Annotated in this window: 17 protein-coding genes; 8 read left to right on the top strand and 9 right to left on the bottom strand. The window is 65.7% G+C overall.

Annotation, left to right across the window (positions count from 1 at the left end; translation table 11 throughout):
- Positions 1-118: 118 nt before the first annotated feature.
- A complete protein-coding gene (locus N7E70_RS22690) occupies positions 119-730 on the bottom strand; it encodes a TIGR00730 family Rossman fold protein (RefSeq protein ID WP_067964119.1) in 612 nt (203 codons plus the stop codon).
- A 110-nt stretch (positions 731-840) separates the two neighbouring features.
- On the opposite strand from N7E70_RS22690, the gene N7E70_RS22685 reads away from it, so the two are divergent.
- The 5 genes from N7E70_RS22685 (at position 841) to pssA (ending at position 6,350) form a co-directional block, all read left to right on the top strand.
- The gene (locus N7E70_RS22685; protein ID WP_182574409.1) at positions 841-2,310 is read left to right on the top strand and encodes a LysM peptidoglycan-binding domain-containing protein; all 1,470 of its coding nucleotides are present in this window, start codon (positions 841-843) and stop codon (positions 2,308-2,310) included.
- A gap of 67 nt (positions 2,311-2,377) precedes the next feature.
- Positions 2,378-2,713 (top strand): ArsR/SmtB family transcription factor, encoded by a 336-nt coding sequence (locus N7E70_RS22680; RefSeq protein ID WP_182574410.1) that lies wholly within the window; start codon positions 2,378-2,380, stop codon positions 2,711-2,713.
- Positions 2,714-2,727: 14 nt separating this feature from the next.
- Positions 2,728-4,626 carry an ABCB family ABC transporter ATP-binding protein/permease gene (locus tag N7E70_RS22675; RefSeq protein WP_067964112.1) on the top strand — a complete coding sequence of 633 codons (1,899 nt, stop codon included), beginning with the start codon at positions 2,728-2,730 and terminating at the stop codon, positions 4,624-4,626.
- A 189-nt stretch (positions 4,627-4,815) separates the two neighbouring features.
- Positions 4,816-5,514, top strand: coding sequence for a phosphatidylserine decarboxylase (locus N7E70_RS22670; RefSeq protein ID WP_067964110.1), 699 nt, complete (start codon positions 4,816-4,818; stop codon positions 5,512-5,514).
- A complete protein-coding gene (gene pssA, locus N7E70_RS22665) occupies positions 5,514-6,350 on the top strand; it encodes a CDP-diacylglycerol--serine O-phosphatidyltransferase (RefSeq protein ID WP_154385080.1) in 837 nt (278 codons plus the stop codon). Before N7E70_RS22670 ends, pssA begins: the two co-directional genes overlap by 1 nt.
- A gap of 440 nt (positions 6,351-6,790) precedes the next feature.
- Here the strand turns inward: pssA and N7E70_RS22660 are convergent, their stop codons facing one another.
- Complete coding sequence (locus N7E70_RS22660; RefSeq protein ID WP_263007712.1) at positions 6,791-9,010, bottom strand: AMP-binding protein; 2,220 nt, start codon at positions 9,008-9,010, stop codon at positions 6,791-6,793.
- Between the two features lie 560 nt (positions 9,011-9,570).
- Between N7E70_RS22660 and N7E70_RS22655 the strand changes: the two genes are divergently transcribed.
- The gene (locus N7E70_RS22655; protein ID WP_067964104.1) at positions 9,571-9,822 is read left to right on the top strand and encodes a hypothetical protein; all 252 of its coding nucleotides are present in this window, start codon (positions 9,571-9,573) and stop codon (positions 9,820-9,822) included.
- A 280-nt stretch (positions 9,823-10,102) separates the two neighbouring features.
- Here the strand turns inward: N7E70_RS22655 and N7E70_RS22650 are convergent, their stop codons facing one another.
- On the bottom strand, positions 10,103-11,011 hold the full coding sequence (locus N7E70_RS22650) for a DMT family transporter (RefSeq protein WP_263007711.1): 909 nt from the start codon (positions 11,009-11,011) through the stop codon (positions 10,103-10,105).
- Between the two features lie 132 nt (positions 11,012-11,143).
- Between N7E70_RS22650 and N7E70_RS22645 the strand changes: the two genes are divergently transcribed.
- Complete coding sequence (locus tag N7E70_RS22645) at positions 11,144-11,650, top strand: OsmC family protein (RefSeq protein ID WP_263007743.1); 507 nt, start codon at positions 11,144-11,146, stop codon at positions 11,648-11,650.
- A gap of 129 nt (positions 11,651-11,779) precedes the next feature.
- Here the strand turns inward: N7E70_RS22645 and N7E70_RS22640 are convergent, their stop codons facing one another.
- The 3 genes from N7E70_RS22640 to N7E70_RS22630 all read right to left on the bottom strand — a co-directional run bounded on the left by N7E70_RS22640 (position 11,780) and on the right by N7E70_RS22630 (position 15,189).
- On the bottom strand, positions 11,780-12,406 hold the full coding sequence (locus N7E70_RS22640) for a hypothetical protein (RefSeq protein ID WP_067964097.1): 627 nt from the start codon (positions 12,404-12,406) through the stop codon (positions 11,780-11,782).
- An 85-nt stretch (positions 12,407-12,491) separates the two neighbouring features.
- The gene (locus N7E70_RS22635) at positions 12,492-14,258 is read right to left on the bottom strand and encodes an SLC13 family permease (protein WP_192317690.1); all 1,767 of its coding nucleotides are present in this window, start codon (positions 14,256-14,258) and stop codon (positions 12,492-12,494) included.
- A 184-nt stretch (positions 14,259-14,442) separates the two neighbouring features.
- Positions 14,443-15,189 carry an SDR family NAD(P)-dependent oxidoreductase gene (locus tag N7E70_RS22630; RefSeq protein WP_067966857.1) on the bottom strand — a complete coding sequence of 249 codons (747 nt, stop codon included), beginning with the start codon at positions 15,187-15,189 and terminating at the stop codon, positions 14,443-14,445.
- Positions 15,190-15,391: 202 nt separating this feature from the next.
- Between N7E70_RS22630 and N7E70_RS22625 the strand changes: the two genes are divergently transcribed.
- Entirely contained in the window at positions 15,392-15,814 is a 423-nt protein-coding gene (locus N7E70_RS22625) for a DoxX family protein (RefSeq protein ID WP_182574460.1), read from the top strand.
- Positions 15,815-15,841: 27 nt separating this feature from the next.
- Here N7E70_RS22625 and purF read toward each other — a convergent pair whose 3' ends face one another.
- From purF to radA, 3 genes are all read right to left on the bottom strand, one after another.
- Positions 15,842-17,311: an amidophosphoribosyltransferase gene (gene purF / locus N7E70_RS22620; protein WP_067964093.1), complete on the bottom strand. Its 1,470-nt coding sequence runs from the start codon at positions 17,309-17,311 to the stop codon at positions 15,842-15,844.
- A gap of 81 nt (positions 17,312-17,392) precedes the next feature.
- Positions 17,393-17,995: a CvpA family protein gene (locus N7E70_RS22615; protein WP_067964091.1), complete on the bottom strand. Its 603-nt coding sequence runs from the start codon at positions 17,993-17,995 to the stop codon at positions 17,393-17,395.
- 28 nt (positions 17,996-18,023) lie between these two features.
- On the bottom strand, positions 18,024-19,427 hold the full coding sequence (radA, locus tag N7E70_RS22610; protein WP_263007710.1) for a DNA repair protein RadA: 1,404 nt from the start codon (positions 19,425-19,427) through the stop codon (positions 18,024-18,026).
- Between the last annotated feature and the right edge of the window lie 199 nt (positions 19,428-19,626).

The raw sequence follows: 19,626 nt of genomic DNA, 5'->3' as shown, positions 1-19,626 counted from the left end.
CCTGCGCTTCCGGTATTCGCGTACCCGAATGTACGCTCCGTTCCGGTTCTCGGTAACGACCATCTTTGGCTCGGCCTGACCTGAAACTGGCCGAGCGTGGTTCGATCCGACCTCGAACCTACATCTTGTCGATGACCGACTGGACGCCTTCGGTCGGCGTGGAATCAGCACCCGCGGCGACCATGATCGCCGAGACCACCGCTTCCGGCTGGTCGACGACAAGCGGCTGGACCAGATGCGAGGTATGGACGAAACCCTCTGTCTTCATATGGTCGAGCAGCGTCAGCATCGGATCCCAGAAACCCTTGACGTTGGCAAAGACGATCGGCTTGCGGTGATGGCCGAGCTGGGCCCAGGTCATGATCTCGACGATCTCCTCGACCGTGCCGATGCCGCCGGGCAGTGCCACGAATGCGTCCGATTTCTCGAACATAAGATGTTTGCGCTCGTGCATGTTGTCGGTGACGATGACTTCGTCGAGCTTGGTCAGCGCGCTTTCCGTCGCTTCCCTGTTCATCAGGAAGCGCGGGATGATGCCGGTGACCTTGCCGCCGGCGCGCCGCGCGCCATCGGCGACAGCGCCCATGATGCCCTTGGTGCCGCCGCCATAGACGAGCCGGACGCCGGCCTTGGCAATCGAATGGCCGAGCAGGTGCCCGGCCTTGATGTAGACCTCGTCACGGCCCGGCGAGGAGCCACAATAGACGCAGATGGATCGAATCTTGTTCATCGGCTGATTGGGTATTGCCTCCACAGGCAGGGTCAAGCCCGAACCGGGCTTTTTCTTGTCGCTGCCGGCAAAACAAGGTATGCCCGGCGGGCGGCTAGGGGCAGAGGAATATGGCGATCAATCCGTTGAAGATTTTCCTACTCGCAGCAGGTGGCTCAGCCGCTGCTGCGACCGTTGCATATGTGTCGGGAGCACTCGATCCCTATCTGGCGCCGCCGGCCGCGATCGCGTCACTGCCGGCACCCGCGACAACGACGCCGACGAGCGACAAGCCCGCAGATCCGGCCAAGCCGGCAGCCGGCGCAGAGACGCCTGCCGCGGTCGCGCCGGCACCCGCAGCGCCTGCCGCAGCCGCTGCCGTGATCGCCCCGTCCTTCGACGTGGTGCGTGTCGAAAACAACGGTTCCGTGGTCATCGCCGGCAAGGCCGCCGGCAATTCCAAGGTCGAGATCGTTACCGGATCGAAGGTCATCGGTGCTGCCGTCGCCGGCGCTGACGGCGATTTCGCCGTCGTGCTCGACGATCCGCTGAAGCCCGGCGACTACCAGATCGTGCTGCGCGCAACCGCGCCCGACAATGTTGTCGCGACCTCGACCGAGACAGCGGTGGTTTCGGTGCCGTCCGATCCGGGTGGCCAGGTGCTGGCCCTGGTCGAGGAACCGGGCAAGCCGGCGCAGCTGATCACCGTGCCGAAGCCGGCTGACGCGCCAGCGGCGCCGGCCAGCGGCGAACAACAGGCCAGCGCGCCTGCGACCGCCCCCGCAGCAGAACCCGCACCGGCCAAGTCGGCCGCGCCGGCAGCGGAGATCAAGGTCGCCGTCGAGGCCGTCGAGATCGAAGGCAAGAAGATCTTCATCGCCGGCTCGGCCGATGCCGGGCGCAAGGTGCGCGCCTATGCCAACGAGATCCTGATCGGCGAGACGCAGACCTCGCCCGAAGGCCGCTTCCTGATCGAGGCCGAGCGTGAATTGCCGGTCGGCGACTACATCATCCGCGTCGACGCGCTCGAGCCGAACGGCGCCAAGGTCGTCGCCCGCGCCGCCGTGCCGTTCCAGCGCGAGCCGGGCGAGGCGGTGGCAGCGGTCGCGCCGCAGCCGACGGTATCAGCAGCGCCGGCCGTCGATGCACCCGCGCCCGCAGCCGCACCCGCGCCCGCAGCTGCATCAACGGCCGAGGCCAAGACGGCGATGGCGGGCGAAGTACCTGCCAAGCCTGCAGACCCGGCTGCCGAAGCGACGGCACCGGCACAGGCAACTGCTCCGGCCGCCACGGCTACTGCCGACAAGCCGGCTGAAGTCGCCGCCGCACCTGTTGCGCCAGAGACCACGGCGCCCAAGCTCGAAGCCGTCAATGGCGCCGTCATCATCCGTCGCGGCGATTCCTTGTGGCGCATCTCGCGCCGCGTCTATGGCCACGGCGTGCGCTACTCCAACATCTATCTCGCCAATCAGGACCAGATCCAGGATCCGGACCGCATCTGGCCGGGCCAGGTGTTCCGCGTTCCGGAAAAGTCGAAAGAGGGCGAGGCCGCCAATATGGGCGCCATGGGCGAGCAGGCGATGCCGGCGCCCAAGCCGTAAGTGCCGGGAACGGTTTTCCGCTTTCCCGGTTGATTGGAAAGAGTTCATCGTCTATCGTCGATAAACGATGAATTCTTTCTCCTCACCGCCATCCTGCTGCAGCTCCGTCACCGACGTGACGCAGAAGCTTGCCGCGCTGTCGCATCCGGCGCGGCTCGAAATCCTGAAATGCCTGGCCGGCGGCAGGTCATGCTGCTGCAAGGAAGTGGTCGAGCATCTCGACCTCGCCCAGTCGACAGTCTCGCAACATCTGAAAATCCTCGTCGAAGCCGGTCTGGTGCGTTACGCGCCGGAGCGGCAGCGCTCGCGTTATGAGATCGACCAGGCGGCGCTGCGCGCCGTCTCCGTGTCGGTCACGGCGCTGGTCGACACCTTTTGCGCCGCCGGCGGCGCGCACATCTAATCAAGGCAAGCACAGTGGCCAGCAAAACCGTATCCGCCGAACGCGGCTCGACCTTCAGCACGATCAGGAACCTGTGGCCCTATATGTGGCCGGAAGACCGACCCGACCTCCGGGCGCGGGTCATCTGGGCGACGATCTTCCTGTTCGTCGCCAAGCTGACGCTGGTCGCCGGCCCGTATTTCTTCAAATGGGCGACCGATGCGCTCGCCGGCGACCAGCGTTCGCCGCTGCCGCTGCCGGCCTTCCTGGTGGCGCCGGTGATGCTGGTGATCGCCTACAATGTGGTGCGCATCGTCCAGCTCGGCTTCAACCAGCTGCGTGACGCGCTGTTTGCCCGCGTCGGCCAATATGCGGTGCGCCAGCTTGCCCACCGCACCTTCGTGCACATGCACCAGCTGTCGCTGCGCTTCCATCTCGAGCGCCGCACCGGCGGCCTGTCGCGCATCATCGAGCGCGGCACCAAGGGCATCGAGACGATTGTCCGTTTCACCATCCTCAACACCGCGCCGACGGTGCTGGAATTCGGCCTCACCGCCGGCATCTTCGGCTTCGCCTATGGCTGGAAATATGTGGCCGTGGTGGCCGCGACGGTGTGGCTCTACACCTGGTTCACCGTCTGGGCGAGCGACTGGCGCATCGGCATCCGCCGCGAGATGAACGATTCCGACACCGACGCCAACACCAAGGCGATCGATTCGCTGCTCAATTTCGAGACGGTGAAGTATTTCAACAATGAGGCCATGGAGGCCGAGCGTTTCGACCGCTCGATGGCGCGCTACGAGACGGCGGCGACCCGCATCTGGACCTCGCTTGGCTGGCTGAATTTCGGCCAGGGCGTCATCTTCGGCATCGGCATGACCATCGTCATGGCCATGTCGGCGATGGAGGTGATGGCCGGCACCCAGACCGTCGGCGATTTCGTCTTCATCAACGCCATGCTGATGCAGCTTTCGGTGCCGCTCAACTTCATCGGCTTCATCTATCGCGAAATCCGCCAGGGCCTGACCGACATCGAACAGATGTTCGACCTGCTCGACGTCAGCCAAGAGGTGACGGACAAGCCGGATGCCAAGGCACTTGTCGTCGGCACCGGCCGCGTCGAGTTCCGCGACGTGCATTTTGCCTATGACCCGAACCGCCAGATCCTGAAGGGTGTCAGCTTCGAAGTGCCGGCCGGCAAGACGGTGGCGATCGTCGGTCCCTCGGGCGCCGGCAAGTCGACGATTTCGCGCCTGCTGTTCCGTTTCTACGACATTCAGCAGGGCGCGATCCTGATCGACGGCCAGGACATTCGCGACGTGTCGCAGCAGAGCCTGCGCGGAGCGATCGGCATGGTGCCGCAGGACACGGTGCTGTTCAACGACACCATCGCCTACAACATCCGCTATGGCCGGGTGAACGCCGACGAGGAGGATGTGCGCAAGGCAGCCGAGCTGGCGCAGATATCGGGCTTCATCCAGCGCCTGCCGGACGGCTACAAGGCGATGGTCGGCGAACGCGGCCTGAAGCTCTCGGGCGGCGAAAAGCAGCGCGTGGCGATCGCCCGCACCATCCTCAAGGCGCCGCCGATCCTGATGCTCGACGAGGCGACCTCCGCACTCGACACCCAGACCGAGCAGGAAATCCAAAGCGCGCTCGACCTGGTCAGCAAGGGCCGCACCACGCTCGTCATCGCCCACCGCCTGTCGACGGTGATCTCGGCCGACGAAATCATCGTGCTCGCCGATGGCGGCATCGCCGAGCGCGGCACCCACGCCGACCTGCTGGCGCAGGGCGGGCTCTACGCCTCGATGTGGGATCGCCAGCGCGAGGCGACCGAGGCCGAGGAACGCCTGCGCCAGGCCCGCGAGGGCGACGAGCTCGGCGTCGTCGTGCGCCGCCGCACGCCTGAGGTGACCAACGACGCGGAGTGAGCCGCCGGCTCGCTAGCCGGCTGAGACGAACAGCCTGCCATGATCAGGCTCGCATGATCATTTCTCATGCGAGCGGCGACAGCGCCGTTTGCCGCCCGCGATAGCGGTGGGCGCCGGCAATGCCGCGTTGCGGCTGACGGTCGTTTCCGGTAAGCACTCCGGGACTTCAACAGCAACGGCCTCCACTTCATGAGCATAGCCGACACGATCCGCAACGCCTTCGTTCCGGTCCATCGCGAGGGATATCCCTTCATTGCCGGATTTGCGGCTGTTGCCGTCCTGCTGGGCTTCTTTTCTACTTCGCTGTTCTGGATCGGCGCGATCCTGACGGCCTGGTGCGCCTATTTCTACCGTGACCCAGAGCGTGTCACCCCCGTCGACGACAGGCTGGTGATCAGCCCGGCCGACGGCGTGGTGTCGGCCGTCGGCCCGGCAGTGCCGCCGCGCGAACTCAATCTCGGCACCGCCGAGATGACCCGCATCTCGGTGTTCATGAATGTCTTTTCCGTGCACATCAACCGCGCCCCGGTGCGTGGCAAGATCGTCCGCATCGAGCACCGTCCCGGAAAGTTCCTCAATGCCGAGCTCGACAAGGCAAGCCAGGAAAACGAGCGCAACGGCATCGTCATCGACAGCCCCAACGGCCAGGTGGCGGCGGTGCAGATCGCCGGCCTCGTCGCCCGCCGCATCCTGTGCTGGGCCGATGTCGGCGGCAACATCGCCGTTGGCGAGCGTTTCGGCCTGATCCGCTTCGGCTCGCGCGTCGACGTGTTCCTGCCCAACCATGCGGTTGCCCGCGTTTCCGTCGGCCAGACCGCGGTCGCCGGCGAAACCGTGCTTGCCGAATTCGGTGGCGCCAGCCATCCGCCGCTGGTGCGGGTCTCCTGATGGTTGCGCCCTTCAAGCCCTTTGAACCGCATGGCAGCGGCGGCCCGCGCATTCGCGAGATCCCGCTGCGCATGGTGCTGCCCAACCTGATCACCGTGCTGGCGATCTGCGCCGGCCTGTCGGGCATCCGGCTCGCCTTCGAGGGCCGCTTCGAATCGGCCGTCGTGATGGTGCTGCTGGCGGCCTTTCTCGACGGCATCGACGGCCGCCTGGCGCGCATGCTCAAGGCGACCTCGCGCTTTGGCGCGCAGATGGACTCGCTCGCCGACATCGTCAATTTCGGCGTCGTGCCGGCGCTGGTGCTCTACGCCTACCTGCTCGACAAGGCCGGCTCGCTCGGCTGGATCGCGACGCTTTTGTTTGCCATCGCCATGGGGCTGAGGCTGGCGCGCTTCAACGTGCTCGACGAAGATCTAGACCGGCCGGCATGGCAGGCCGAATATTTCGTCGGCGTGCCGGCGCCGATCGGCGCCATCACCTTGATGCTGCCGATGTATCTCGGCTTCCTCGGCCTCGAAGGCACCCGCAACGCCGCCTACATCGCCACCGTTTTCACCATTCTGGTCGCCTTCCTGCTGGTCAGCCGCTTGCCCGTCTATTCCGGCAAGAAGCTGAAGATCAAACGCGAGCACCTGCTGCCTGTCATGCTTTTGGCGGTGTTCTACGTGCTGCTTCTGACCGTCTATCCCTGGCAGACGCTGACCGCCTCGGTCGGCGCATATCTGATCTTCCTGCCGCTCAGTGCCAGCGCCTATGCGCGCCGCTCCAAGCTCGAAGCTGCTGCAGCTGCGGCTGCGGCCGAAGCGGCTGAAACGCCCGCCGAACCCAAGGCCTAGTCGGGACAGTTTTGAGCCGTACCGAAGCGACGTCGCTGAGACCCTAGGATTCATTCCGTGATGCTGCAGCAGTGCACAGACGGTTGAGAAAGCCTGCACTTTCCTCCACCCGGATCACGCCCTTTACCCTCACGGCATGGATCCTCGGGTCAGGCCCGAGGATGACGAAGCGGGGACGTTGCCGGCTATTCTCCAACGCCTGTCTCGAGCCAATAGGAAACGTCGCAGATTGGCGGAGAACGCCACCTGCCTTCGTCATCCTAGGGCGGAGCAGGAGCGCAGCTCCGTCGCGGAGACCCTGGGATCCATGCCGTGACATTACCGCCAGGCTCAAGCCGTCACGAACGTGTGTTCTTTCTCAACCCCTGCATAACATTCCTCACCCTCACGGCATGGATCCTCCGGTCAAGCCTCTGGGATGACGAATTGGAGGTCCTGCGTCAGGCCGCCAGCCCGAGCTGGTCGAGCGCCAGGCGGCGGGCGGCGACATAGTCCGTCTTGCCCGAGCCGAGCACCGGGATTTCATGCACCTTGATGATGTCGTGCGGCACCATCAGCTCGGTGGCGCCGGCCTGCTTGCCATGGAGGCGCAGGGCCTCGGCATCGGCATTTCCGGCTGTCGTGACCAGCACGATGCGCTCGCCCCGGCGCTTGTCGGGCACGGCGACCGCGGCGTGGCGCTGTTCCGGCCACAGCGCCTGGACCAGCATCTCGACCGCGCCGAGCGACACCATTTCGCCGGCGATCTTGGCGAAACGCTTGGCGCGGCCCTTGATGGTGATGAAACCCTCGCGGTCGACCGAGACGATGTCGCCGGTGTCGTGCCAGCCGTCGAGCGGCTGCAATTCGCCCGGCCGGTCCGATGTCATGTAGCCCATCATCAGGTTGGGGCCGGTGAGCCAGAGCTGGCCGCCCTCGGCGACGCCCTCGACCTCTTCGAGGCGCATGCGCATGCCGGGCAGCAGCCGCCCGACGGTGCCGTCGCGGCCATGCGTCGCCGTGTTGACGGCAACGACGGGTGCGGCCTCGGTCAGGCCGAAACCCTCGATGATCTCGGCATTGAAGCGGCTGCGCCAGACCCGGCGCGTCTCCGCCCTGACAGGTTCGGCGCCGGCGACGACAAAACGCAGGCTGGAAAAATCGCCGTCCTCGGCGGTGCGGGCATAGGCGGCGAGGAAGGTGTCGGTGCCGAACATGATCGTCGGACGGATCTTGCGCGCGACATCGGGAATGATCTTGTAGTGCAGCGGCGAGGGGTAGAGGAACAGCCTGATGCCGGTCAGAAGCGGCAGGATGGTGCCGCCGGTGAGGCCGAAGGAGTGGAACACCGGCAGCACGTTGAACAGCTTGTCTTTTGGCGAGATGCTGATGCGCGCTTCGGCCTGCATGGCATTGGCGACGAGGTTGCGGTGCGACAGCACCACCGCCTTGGGCGTGCCCTCGGAGCCTGAGGTGAACAGGATGACGGCCGGCTTTGACGCATCCTGTGGCGCAAGCGGCCGCGACCATTGCAGGGCGGCCGTCAGCTTTTCCGGCGTCGTGACGCTGTCGCGCAGCTCTTCCAGCCAGACGATCTTGGCGCCGGCCTGTTCTGCCGCCGCAACGACGTCGCCGAGATCGGCCTTCTGGACGAAGGCGCGTGATGAGACGATGGTCGCGATCGCCGCTGTCTTCACCGCCGAGGCGACATTGGCGGCTCCCGCCGTGTAGTTGATCATCGCAGCGACGCGGCCGGCCGAGATCAGGCCGAGCATCGCAAGCACCACGCCATTGGCGTTGGGCAACAGGATGCCCACGGCTTCGCCCTGTTTGGACATGGCTTCGAAGCGGCTGCCGAGCACGCGCGCGCCGACAAGCAGCTTGCGGTAGCTGAGCGCGCCGCTGACGACATCCTCGACGATCGGCTGCGACGGGCCGTAGCGCCTGGCAGCGTCGACCATTGCGCCGAACACGCCCCTGTCGAGATCGGTGCCGGCAAGGCGGGCCTCGGCGAAGCGGTCGAACAGGGCGTTGGCTGTCGTCGTCTGGCTGTAGCCGGCGCGCTGCAGCCGCTCGGCCATGGTCATCGGGGCGAGGGCTGATATACGGAGGCGCTGGAACCAGTGGCGCGGCGCCCGTTCGGCCGGCGTCAGCGAAAACGGCAGGTGGCGGGCGCCGCTGACGAAGATCGGCACGATGCGCGCGTCGGCCTGCATGGCGATGCGGGCGACGGCGCGGAACAGCCGGAAGGCTTTGACGTCGGGCTCGACGGTGTCGGGCAGGTAGACGGCGAGGCGGCCCTTGCCGCGCAATACGCGAACCAGCCGGCGGCTGACGAAGACATGCTCGGCGTTGAAGGCGATGGTGCGGCCAAGCTCGCGCCACGGCTCGAGCCAGAACGCCTGGGCCGAAGCATCGTCGAGGATATGCAGCGTCTGATCGGGCAGCAGCGACAGCATCAGCGCCGGTTCGAGGCGCGACTGGTGTGAAATGACATAGATGACGGGTGCTTCGGCGTCGCGGGCCTGGATCAGCGCGCGGTCATCGATCCGGTAGAGCAGCTTGAGCGGCAGATAGAGCAGCGCCTGGCGGAAGCGGATGCCGCGTCCGTGCATCAAGACGCCTGATGCAAGCATCCATGCCGCAACGAAGCCGAGCACAATTGCACTGGCCAGGACCATGCCGCACCTCCCAATGCACGCGAAGCCCACCGCGCGCATCGAAACTAGACGATGACGGCGCAACGTCAATGCGCATCGTCATCCCGCCACCCCCGCTGCCATCAGGCCCGCTGCCGTCGGGCCTTGGCACCAGCACAGGAAAAAGCCGGTCTTGCGACCGGCTTGAAGCAGAGGGACGGGTGGAGGGGATGGGGGGATGGGGCAACCCGTCCTGAGCCCAACAACGCGGTCGCTAACATTTGGTTCCACGGCAATCATGCTTTTTGTGATTCTTTTTCGATCGGGCCGGGCAGGGGGCAGTTCTCGCCGGCTGACGGTATCCTTCTGCGCAGCCGGAAGTGCGCTGCCGGCGAGCGGCGACGATGGGGCCTGATGTGTTCGAGCATCTGGTTTCGGGCGCAACCAGGACAAGCTGCTCACCTTTACCGGATCGCTTGCAGTATTCGGCATGACGTATTGACCGCGACCCTCGCCAAGGCGATGTTCATATTAGACCGTGCTTGTAAGTCCGTGTTTAGTCGCGCCGCTCCTGCCAACTTAGAAAGGCGACGGAGGCCCTGATGCCCAATACTCTAGACAGACAGTATGTTGAGGATCACCTAGGCGCTCACAATTACGAGTCCTTCGGGCGCAGCATTGTTGCGGCTGTTCTCGAAGAGGCGCTGGAGCAAAGAAGCCGGGACGGCGGAGGAGACCTGAAGTTCAAGGTCGAGACCAAGCTCGAAGCGACATCCTCCGGCTGCACCTGGCTCATCATGATCGTCAATGGCCGGCGGATCAGGATCCATCAGCCACCCATTACCAGCTTCTAGTCGTTCTGGCCCGGAAGCGGGCTGTATCAGGCGACGGCAGGCACCAAGCGGCGCGTCCTGTCGCGAACCGCCATATCGATGCGGTCGTCGCGCCGGTCCAGGCAGAGAAGCAGCCGAGAGACGGAGAACGTGCCCGTGCCGGAGGTCGCGACCGCCGAGGGTCGGGCAGGCGGCTGTGTTCGTGCGAGCAACAGGGCTCTTTCTTCCACCCGCTCCGCATTCCTCCGCACGCCTCACATTCCTCACCTTCACGGCAGGATCTCGAATTGCCACTGGCTGTCTAGCTCGTTTCACGGCGGAATTTTCCGCCAGTCTCGAACCGTTCAGCCGAGCGGGCGTCGCGCCAGGCGTGCCAGAACACCGCGCCAAGCACGATGGCGCCGCCGAAAAGGCTCGCCGTCGGCGGCAGCTCGGCCAGGAACAGCCAGGCGAAGAAGATGCCGAACGGTACCTCGGTCGTGCCGAGCAGGCCCGCCTCCGCTGCCGGAATGCGGCGCGCGCCTTCGGTCCACAGGATGACGGCAAGGGCGAAGGTGAAGCCGAAGAAAACGAGCGGCGCGATGCTCGACCGTGGCACGGTGAGCGGATCGGTCAGAAGCCAGGCCGGGATCACGCCGAGAAAGGCGGAAACGGCCCCGGCCCAGACGACGGAGGCGTGGCGGAAGCGCCTGACGAGGGCGGCGTAGAAGGCAAACAGGCAGGTCATCATCAGCGCCAGCGCATCGCCGAAGGCATGGCCGCCGCCGAGGCCGGACCAGAACATGATGGCGACGCCGGCGAGGCACACCGTCGCCGCCACCGCCGTCTGGCGCCGGAACACCTCGCCGGCGATCAGCCAGGCAAACAAAGCGACGACGAACGGAACGGTGGCGTAGATGACCACGACATTGGCGACATAGGTGTTCTTGAAGGCGGCGATGAAGGCGACGCTGGAGATCGTGCCGAGTGCGGCCAGCAGCCAGCCCTGCCAGCCGAGATGCAGGCTTTCGCCCGTGCCGTTTCGCCGCCGCCACAGCACATAGGCCGATATCAGCAGGCCGCCGACCAGCCCGCGCCAGGAGGTGATGGTCAGCGGATCGGCGTCGACGGATTTTGTCAGGATGCCGGCAAGGCCGAAAACGGCCGCCGATGCTGCCACAAGCAGCATGCCGAGCCGGTGCTGCGCGGCGGTCTCGCTTGCTGTCGTCATCCTCTTTTCCCGGTCAGGGGCCCAGTCTGTCGGGTCCAGCCTATCCCAGTGCAACTGCCAGCCTGCTGTCAGCAGGCCGGCATGCTAGGGTGGCTGCCAGGATGGTACGCCACGTCGACCGGGAGGAAAATGATGGATGCTGCTGGGTTGAAGGCGCTGCAGGCGCCGATGAAGGACGCCTATCGCGCGGATGCCGGGCGCGCGCTGATCACGCTTCGGGCGCGCGGCGCCGTCGACGAGCAGTCGATTTCCTGCAAGATCGACACCGGCAAGGCAATCGTCACCGCCGGCCTGCATCCGGCGACAGGCGGCAGCGGCATGGACCTGTGCTCGGGCGACATGCTGCTCGAGGCACTGGTCGCCTGCGCCGGCGTGACCCTGAAGGCGGTGGCGACCGCACTGGAGTTCCGCCTCGGCCAGGCAGTGGTCTCGGCAGAGGGCGACCTCGATTTTCGCGGCACGCTGGGCGTCGCCAGGGATGCGCCGGTCGGCTTTCGCGCCATCCGGCTTGCCGTCAAGCTCGACACCGACGAGCCGCAGGAACGCATCGATGCTCTGATCAGGCTGACCGAACGTTATTGCGTGGTGTTCCAGACATTGAACGTCCGGCCGGAACTGAGCGTTTCGGCCGAACGCTAAGGTACAGTTGCGCCGACCCCTTGCGGCGAACGTTGACGCGTGGCGCGCCTCAGATGTGCAAAGGCTCACCGGGTGGCGGTGAGCCTTCACAGATCAGCTGTTCCAGGCGCCGCGGCCTGACGCTTGCCATCAATTGGCGGCGAAGCAGTAGAACAGGGCGTCGCCGCCGGTTCCCTTCAGCGCCTCCTGGCTGCAGCCGCCGCGCGAGGCATGCGACGAGTTCCAGGATTTGGCCGCCGCGGAATCGTCGAGGCCCATGCGGTCGTGATGGCCCATCATCGCAGCACCTTCGGTGCCGTCGAGGGTCCAGTCGCCGCAGGTCTGGTCGGCGATGCGGGTGCCGTCGGGTTTGGAACCGGTCAATATGTCGTGCTTGTTGGGCTGGTCGCCGCGGCCATTGATGGTGTTGCCCTTCTCGTCGAGGGCGGTTTCCTTGTTGATGTTGTTGGCGTCGCTGTGCAGCGACGCCACGTCGTCGGCGATCTTCTGGCCCTTGGCGTTGACCCATGGTCCCTGGCCGATGCGGTCCCTGGCGTCGACGTCCTTGGTCGAGAGATAGGCGTGCCAGGTCTTGCCGGTCGAGCCCGCGGCCTCGGCCAGGCTCTGGCAATGGGCGTCGGCGCCAGCGAGGCCGCCGAGATTGGCGCCCTTGCCGATGCCGCTGCTGGTGACGAAGAAGCTCATCGTGGCGTCCTGCGCGCTGGCCGCCGACAGGCCTGATAAAAGCAGCGCAGACATCAGAAGAATGCGTTTCATCGCGTGGTCCTCCCTCATTTTCTTGATTTGAGGGCCGCAAAACTAGGACTGGCCGAATTCACCGGCCAATCACGCTTGCGTGTCGCTACATCGGCCAGACCAGCATCAGCATCGGCACGGCGACGACGATGACCAGCAGCGACAGCGGCAGGCCGAGGCGCGGATAATCGGAGAATTTGTAGCCGCCGGGGCCCATGACAAGGGTGTTGCACTGGTGGCCGATGGGGGTGAGGAAATCGCAGCCGGCGCCGATCGCCACCGCCATCAGGAACGCTTCGGGGCGGAAGCCGAGCGTGGTGGCAAATCCGGCGGCAATCGGTGCCACGACGAGCACGGTGGCGGCATTGTTGAGGAACGGCGTGACCGCCATCGCCACGACCATGATCAATGTCAGCGCCCCGGCAGGCGGCAGCGTCGAGGCGAATTCGGCGAGCCAGGCCGAGATGATGTCGGTGGCGCCGGTCCGGCGCAGCGAGTCGCTGACCGGGATGAGGGCGGCGAGCATCACCAGGATCGGGCCATCGATGGCGCCATAGACTTCGCGCAGCGGGATGACGCGGAACAGCACCATGGCGACAGCGGCGATGAAGAAGGCGAGCGGCACCGGCAAAAGGCCAAGGGCGGTGGCGCCCATCGCAGCAACCAGGATGGCGAGGGGCACGATGCCGCGCCTGAAACTGCCGAGCAGGATTGGGCGCTCGGCCAAGGGCAGGCAGCCGAGCTCGCGCAATATGTCGGGCATCGTCTGCGGGTTGCCCTGCAGCACGACGACGTCGCCGAGGCGCAGGATGACGGCGCCGAGCCGCTCCTGGATGCGTTCGCCCTTGCGGCTGACCGCGAGCAGGTTGACGTTGAAACGGTCATAGAGCGCCAGGCGCTGCGCCGAGCCGCCGATCAGGGTGGAGTTTTCGCCGATGATCGCCTCGACGGCGGTGGCCGCATGCTTGCCGCCGGCGGAATCGCGGCTGCCGGTGACGCTGAGCTTGGACTGGGTGACGATGCGGTCGAGCGCTTCAGGGGCGCCCTCGATCAACAGGATGTCGCCCTCGCGCAGCACGACGTCGGGGAACGGCGTCACATGCAGTGCGCGCGAACGCAGGATAGAGGTTACCACCGCGCGGCTGCCGCCGAGCTTCAACAGGTCGGCCAGCGTCTTGCCGACGACGGTGGAGTCGGCGACCAGGCGGGCCTCGGTGACGTAGTTGTTGACGTCGAGCGCCTCGTGGATCGAGGCCGAGGCGCGGGTGCGGATCGGCAGGAGCCAGTAGAACAGCACCAGGAAGACGAGGCCGGCGACGGCAAGTGCTGCGCCGACAGGGGTGAAGTCGAACATCGAGAAGGCGTCGCCGGTCATGTCCTGGCGCACGCGCGACACGACGATGTTGGGCGAGGTGCCGACCAGCGTCATCAGCCCGCCGAGCAGCGAGCCGAAGGCCATCGGCATCAGGAAAACCGAGGGCGAGGTGTTGGAGCGGCGGGCGAACTGGAAGGCGATGGGGATCATGATCGCCAGCGCGCCGATGTTCTTCACGAAGGCGGACAGGATGGTGACGATGATCACCAAAAGCGCCAATTGCGCCCTGACGCTCGAGACGTCGGGGGCGAAGCGCTGGATGGCATATTCCATGATGCCCGAGCGCGCGACGCCGGCGCTGACCAGAAGTGCCGAGCCGACGATGATGACGATGTCGTCGCTGAAGCCGCTGAACGCTTCGGCCTGCGGCACGATGCCGATCGCAACCGCTGCGATGAGCGCGCCGCAGGCGACGAGATCGTAACGGAACCGGCCCCAGACGAATGCCGCCATCATCAGCGCTATGACGGCGAAGGACATCAACTGGTCGGTGGTCATGCGGCCGATGTCCCCCACATCAGTATAGAGCGCCCGGGCGCCTGGACATAGAGCGCCCGGGCGGGCACTTGCAAGACTTTCGTTCCACGCATCGCTGCGATGCGCTCAAGCAGTGGTCAACGCGACGGCGGCAACATCGTTGCCGGCATCGCCGCTAGCCGCAGCGACGCGTCGCGCGGAAAGATCAGGCCGGCTTCTGGTGCGAAACCCAGCGCTGCTCGCGGATCTGGTAGATCTGGCCCGTGCGGGTCAGCGCAGGGTCGACCATGCCAAGGATGTGGCGCGCCGTCTCAGACGGATGGGTGACGGTCGCCGGATCCTCGCCGGGCACGGCCAACGCCCGCATCGCGGTGCGGCTGGTGCCGGGGTCGAAGATGTTGACGCGCAAGGCGGTGTTTTTGGTCTCGTCGGCCCAGGAGCGGGCGAGCGCCTCGACGGCGGCCTTGGAGGCGGCATAGGGCGCCCAGAAGGCGCGCGCCGAATGGGCGGAGCCGGAGCTGACGATGACGGCGCGGCCGGCATCCGACTTGCGCAGCAGCGGATCGACCGAGCGGATCAGGCGCCAGGTGCCGGTGACGTTGACGGCCATGACCTTGTCGAAGACCTTGGCCTCGACATGGCCGATGGGGGCGATGACGCCGAGCACGGCGGCATTGGCGACCAGAATGTCGAGCTTGCCCCAGCGGTCGTTGATCGAGCTGCCGAGACGGTCGATGCCGGCCATGTCGGTGAGGTCGAGCGGCACCAGCGTCGCCTGGCCGCCTGATGCCTTGATCTCGTCGTCGAGCTCTTCCAGCCCGCCGACCGTACGCGCCACGGCAATCACATGGGCACCCGCCGCGGCAAGCTGCTTGGCCGTGTTGTAGCCGATGCCGCGCGATGCGCCGGTGACGAGCGCGATGCGGCCGGAGAGGTCGGGAGTGGTTGTCATCATGGCATCCAGTTCGATCTTGTCGGTCCGCAGCCTGATAGGACGATTTTGTCCCGAACAAAACCCCACGCGTCCGGAATGGATGCCGCAGGCGCCGGCGGCAGGCCTTATTTCTCGCAATCGCCCTATTTCCTGCCGACGATGTCGGGAATGCCGGCCGGTATCCGTCCTAGGGATGAAACATACCCTGGAGGAGGACATGATGGGCAGAAGCGTTGCAATCCTGGTGGCCAGACTGATCTTCGCCGGCGCCTTCGGCATGGCGGCCTTGTTCAAATTCGCCGGAATGACTGAAACCGCCGCCTACATCTCGGCCGCCGGCTTTCCTTTTGCCTTGCCATTGGCATGGCTGGCGGCCTTTTTCGAAATCGGGCTTGTGCTGGCCTTCCTCACCGGCGCGTTCTTTTCGGAGGCGGCCCTGCTGGCCGGCGCCTATGTCGTTTTCCTGGCCTTCGCCTTCCACGGTCCGTCGCACTGGCAGGGAAACCCAGCCGAATTCGGCTTCTTCGTCGATCACTTCACCTTCCTGGCCGGACTGCTTTACGCAGCCGTCCACGGCCCGGGCGAGCGGCTCGCGCTGCGGCAAGGCTTGATCTGGAAGGACAAGGCTGCTTCCGCGCATTGACGCGGAAGCATGCTGAAGGTGCCGCTGCTACAGCCCGCCGGTGGCCAGAAGCGACAGCGAGCGCACATTGTCGGCGCCTTCGAGGTCGAGCAGGCGGGTCGGGTACTGGCCGGAGAAGCAGGCATCGCAATATTGCGGCTGCTCGTCATTGCGGCTCGCCTCGCCGACGGCGCGGTAGAGACCGTTCATCGACAGGAAGCCGAGCGAGTCGACGCGGATGAACTCGGCCATTTCCTCGATCGTCATGCGCGAGGCGAGAAGCTTGGACTTTTCCGGCGTGTCGACGCCGTAGAAGCAGGAGGCGCGGGTCGGCGGCGAGGCGATGCGCATATGCACCTCCTTGGCACCGGCATCGCGGACCATCTGCACGATCTTCTGGCTGGTGGTGCCGCGGACGATGGAATCGTCGACCAGCACGATGCGCTTGCCTTCGATCATGCGGCGGTTGGCATTGTGCTTCAGCTTGACGCCCATGTGGCGGATGGAATCGCCCGGCGAGATGAAGGTGCGGCCGACATAGTGGTTGCGGATGATGCCGAGCTCGAAGGGGAGGCCGGCGGCTTGCGAGAAGCCGATGGCTGCCGGGGTACCCGAATCCGGCACCGGCACGACGATGTCGGCGTCGACGGGGCTTTCGAGCGCCAGCTCGGCGCCGATGCGCTTGCGCACGTCATAGACGTTGCGGCCCTCGACCGAAGAATCGGGACGGGCGAAATAGACATATTCGAAGATGCAGAAGCGCGGCTTCTGCGGCTCGAACGGGAAGATGCTCTCGATGCCCTTGGAGGTGACGATCACCATCTCGCCGGGCTTGAGGTCGCGCACGAAACGCGCGCCGATGATGTCGAGCGCGCAGGTCTCGGAGGCGAGGATCCAGGCGCCGTCGAGATCGCCGAGCACCAGCGGGCGGATGCCGAGCGGATCGCGGCAGCCGATCATCTTCTTCGACGACAGCGCGACCAGCGAAAACGCACCCTCGACCTGGCGCACCGCATCGATGAAGCGCGCATTGAGGTCGCGTTCCTTCGAGGTGGCGACGAGATGCAGGATGGTTTCGGTGTCGGAGGTCGACGAGAAGATCGAGCCCTGCTTCTGCAGCGCGCGCTGCACCGTCATCGCATTGGTCAGGTTGCCGTTATGCGCGACAGCGAAGCCGCCATCGGCGAGTTCGGCGAAGAAAGGCTGGATGTTGCGGACGCCGGCGCCGCCCGTCGTGGCGTAGCGGGTGTGGCCGATGGCGCGGTTGCCCTTGAGGCTGTCGATGACACGCTGCTTGGTGAAGGTGTCGCCGATCAGGCCGACATGGCGCTCGACGTGGAACTGGCTGCCGTCATAACTGACGATGCCGGCGGCCTCCTGGCCGCGATGCTGGAGCGCATGCAGCCCCAGCGTGACGATTGCCGCGGCGTCCTGTCGGCCAAAAATGCCGAACACACCGCATTCGTCGTGGAAATGATCATCGGCTTCCGCGGAAAGCACGTCAGCTGCGTCTGCCATCGGGGGCGGCCTCTTCTAGCAAAAACGCTATATAGTGCGATGAGGCGGCAAGGGCAACGCGCCATCCCGCCTCAGGCGCAATCAGTTGTTGGTCGGTGCCGGCTCGGCCGGCGCCTCGCCTTCGGCAGGCGCCTCGGCAGGCGGCGTGGTGGCGCCGGCTTCCGGTTCGCCGGTCTGCGAATTGAGCTTCTTGAGGATCGAATTCTCGGGATCCTCGGGCAGAAGGTTCTCGATCGAGGTGCCGATGCTCTCGAGCAGCGGCCGCGACTTCGCCTCCGCGACCCAGGCCGGAGCGTTGGGGCCGACCAGCCAGTTGAAGAACAAAAGGCCGACGGCAACGACCAGGATGCCGCGGGCGGCACCGTAGAGGAAGCCGAGCGTGCGATCGAGCGCGCCGATGCGGCTGTCGATGATGAAATCGGCGATCTTCATGGTGATGATGGTGACGACGATCAGCGCGATGATAAAGACGATGCCGGCGGCAGCCGCCATGGCGATCTTTTCGTTGTCGATATAGGGCTGAACGTAAGGCACGACCGGCTTGTAGAAGAAGAAGGCGGCAGCGGCGGCAGCGGCCCATGAGGCGACCGACAGCACCTCGCGGGAAAAACCGCGCACCATGGCGAGCATCGCCGAGACCAGGGTGAAGCCGACAAGAATTCCGTCAAGCAGCGTAATCGGCATCGTGTCCACTCACTCCATGGCGACGGTTTCAGTCCGTCTCTTCCGCGCGGCTTCGCCTTGAGCCGGCTATCCGCGCCACCAGATCCGCCAGTGCGGTCGGCTGGAACGAACCGGCTCCGATTCCACCTGCGAGCTCCCCACTGCCGGAGGGCAGCACGGCCCTTCCGAAGCCCAGCTTTTCGGCCTCTTTAAGGCGTTGCTGCGCATGCGCAACCGGCCTCACGGCGCCAGAAAGGCTGATTTCGCCGAAATAGACGCAATCAGCAGGCAGGGCAATACCGGTGAGCGATGAAACCAGTGCGGAAGCCACGGCCAGATCGGCCGCCGGCTCCGAGATGCGGTAGCCGCCGGCAACGTTGAGATAGACGTCGTGCTGACCGAAACGCACGCCGCAATGCGCCTCGAGCACGGCGAGGATCATCGACAGCCGCGACGAATCCCAGCCGACGACGGCACGGCGCGGCGTGCCCAGGCTGGAGGCGGCGACAAGCGCCTGGATCTCGACCAGCACCGGTCGCGTGCCTTCGATGGCGGCAAAGACCGCGGCTCCCGGCGCCTTGGAATGGCGTTCGCCGAGGAACAGCTCGGACGGGTTGGCGACCTCGCGCAGGCCCTTGTCGGACATTTCGAAGACGCCGATCTCGTCGGTCGGGCCGAAGCGGTTCTTGACCGTGCGCAGGATGCGGAAATGGTGGCCGCCTTCGCCCTCGAAATAGAGCACGCCGTCGACCATGTGCTCGACGACGCGGGGACCGGCGATCTGGCCTTCCTTGGTGACATGGCCGACGAGCACCACCGCCGCACCCGTCGACTTGGCGTAGCGGATCATCGCCTGGGACGCCGCCCGCACCTGGGTGACGGTACCAGGCGCCGAATCGGCGAGGTCGGTCCACAGGGTCTGGATCGAATCGATGATGACCAGGTCCGGCCGCTTGCCGTCGGCGATGGTGGCGAGGATGTCTTCGACATTGGTCTCGGCGGCGAGTTCGACCGGTGTCGAGGCGACGCCGAGGCGCTGGGCGCGCAGCCTGATCTGGGCAACCGCTTCTTCGCCCGAGACATAGACGACGCGGTGGCCGCGCGCGGCGAGCGCCGCCGCCGCCTGGGTCAACAGCGTCGACTTGCCGATGCCGGGATCGCCGCCGATCAAAAGCGCCGAGCCGCGCACGAAGCCGCCGCCGGTGGCGCGGTCGAGTTCGCCGATGCCCGAGACGATGCGCGGCGCATCCTCGATGTCGCCGTCGAGCGAGGTCAGCGTGACGGCGCGGCCTTTTCGCGCGCTCTTGAGCGAGCCCGGACCGCTGCCGATGCCGCCTGAAGTGCCTTCCTCGACCAGCGTGTTCCACTCGCCGCAGGAATCGCACTTGCCGGCCCAGCGCTGATGCGCGGCACCGCAGTTCTGGCAGATGAATTGAACGCGGGCTTTAGCCATGGAGGGGATGCCTTTCGGAAAAATGGAAAGGCAGAGTTCTATGTTGCCCCCCTCTGTCCTGCCGGACATCTCCCCCACAGGGGGGGAGATCAGCCGTCAGGCGCGACGGTGCCTCAATCTGCGGCGCTCCAAATTGGCGAGAGGCGAGCGGCCAGCCAATCTCCCCCCTTGTGGGGGAGATGTCCGGCAGGACAGAGGG

The sequence above is a fragment of the Aminobacter sp. NyZ550 genome (assembly GCF_025628925.2).
In the GTDB taxonomy this organism is placed as follows: Bacteria; Pseudomonadota; Alphaproteobacteria; order Rhizobiales; family Rhizobiaceae; genus Aminobacter; species Aminobacter ciceronei.
The sequence above is the reverse complement of the archived record's forward strand: the minus strand, read 5'-3'. Positions and strand labels throughout refer to the sequence as shown.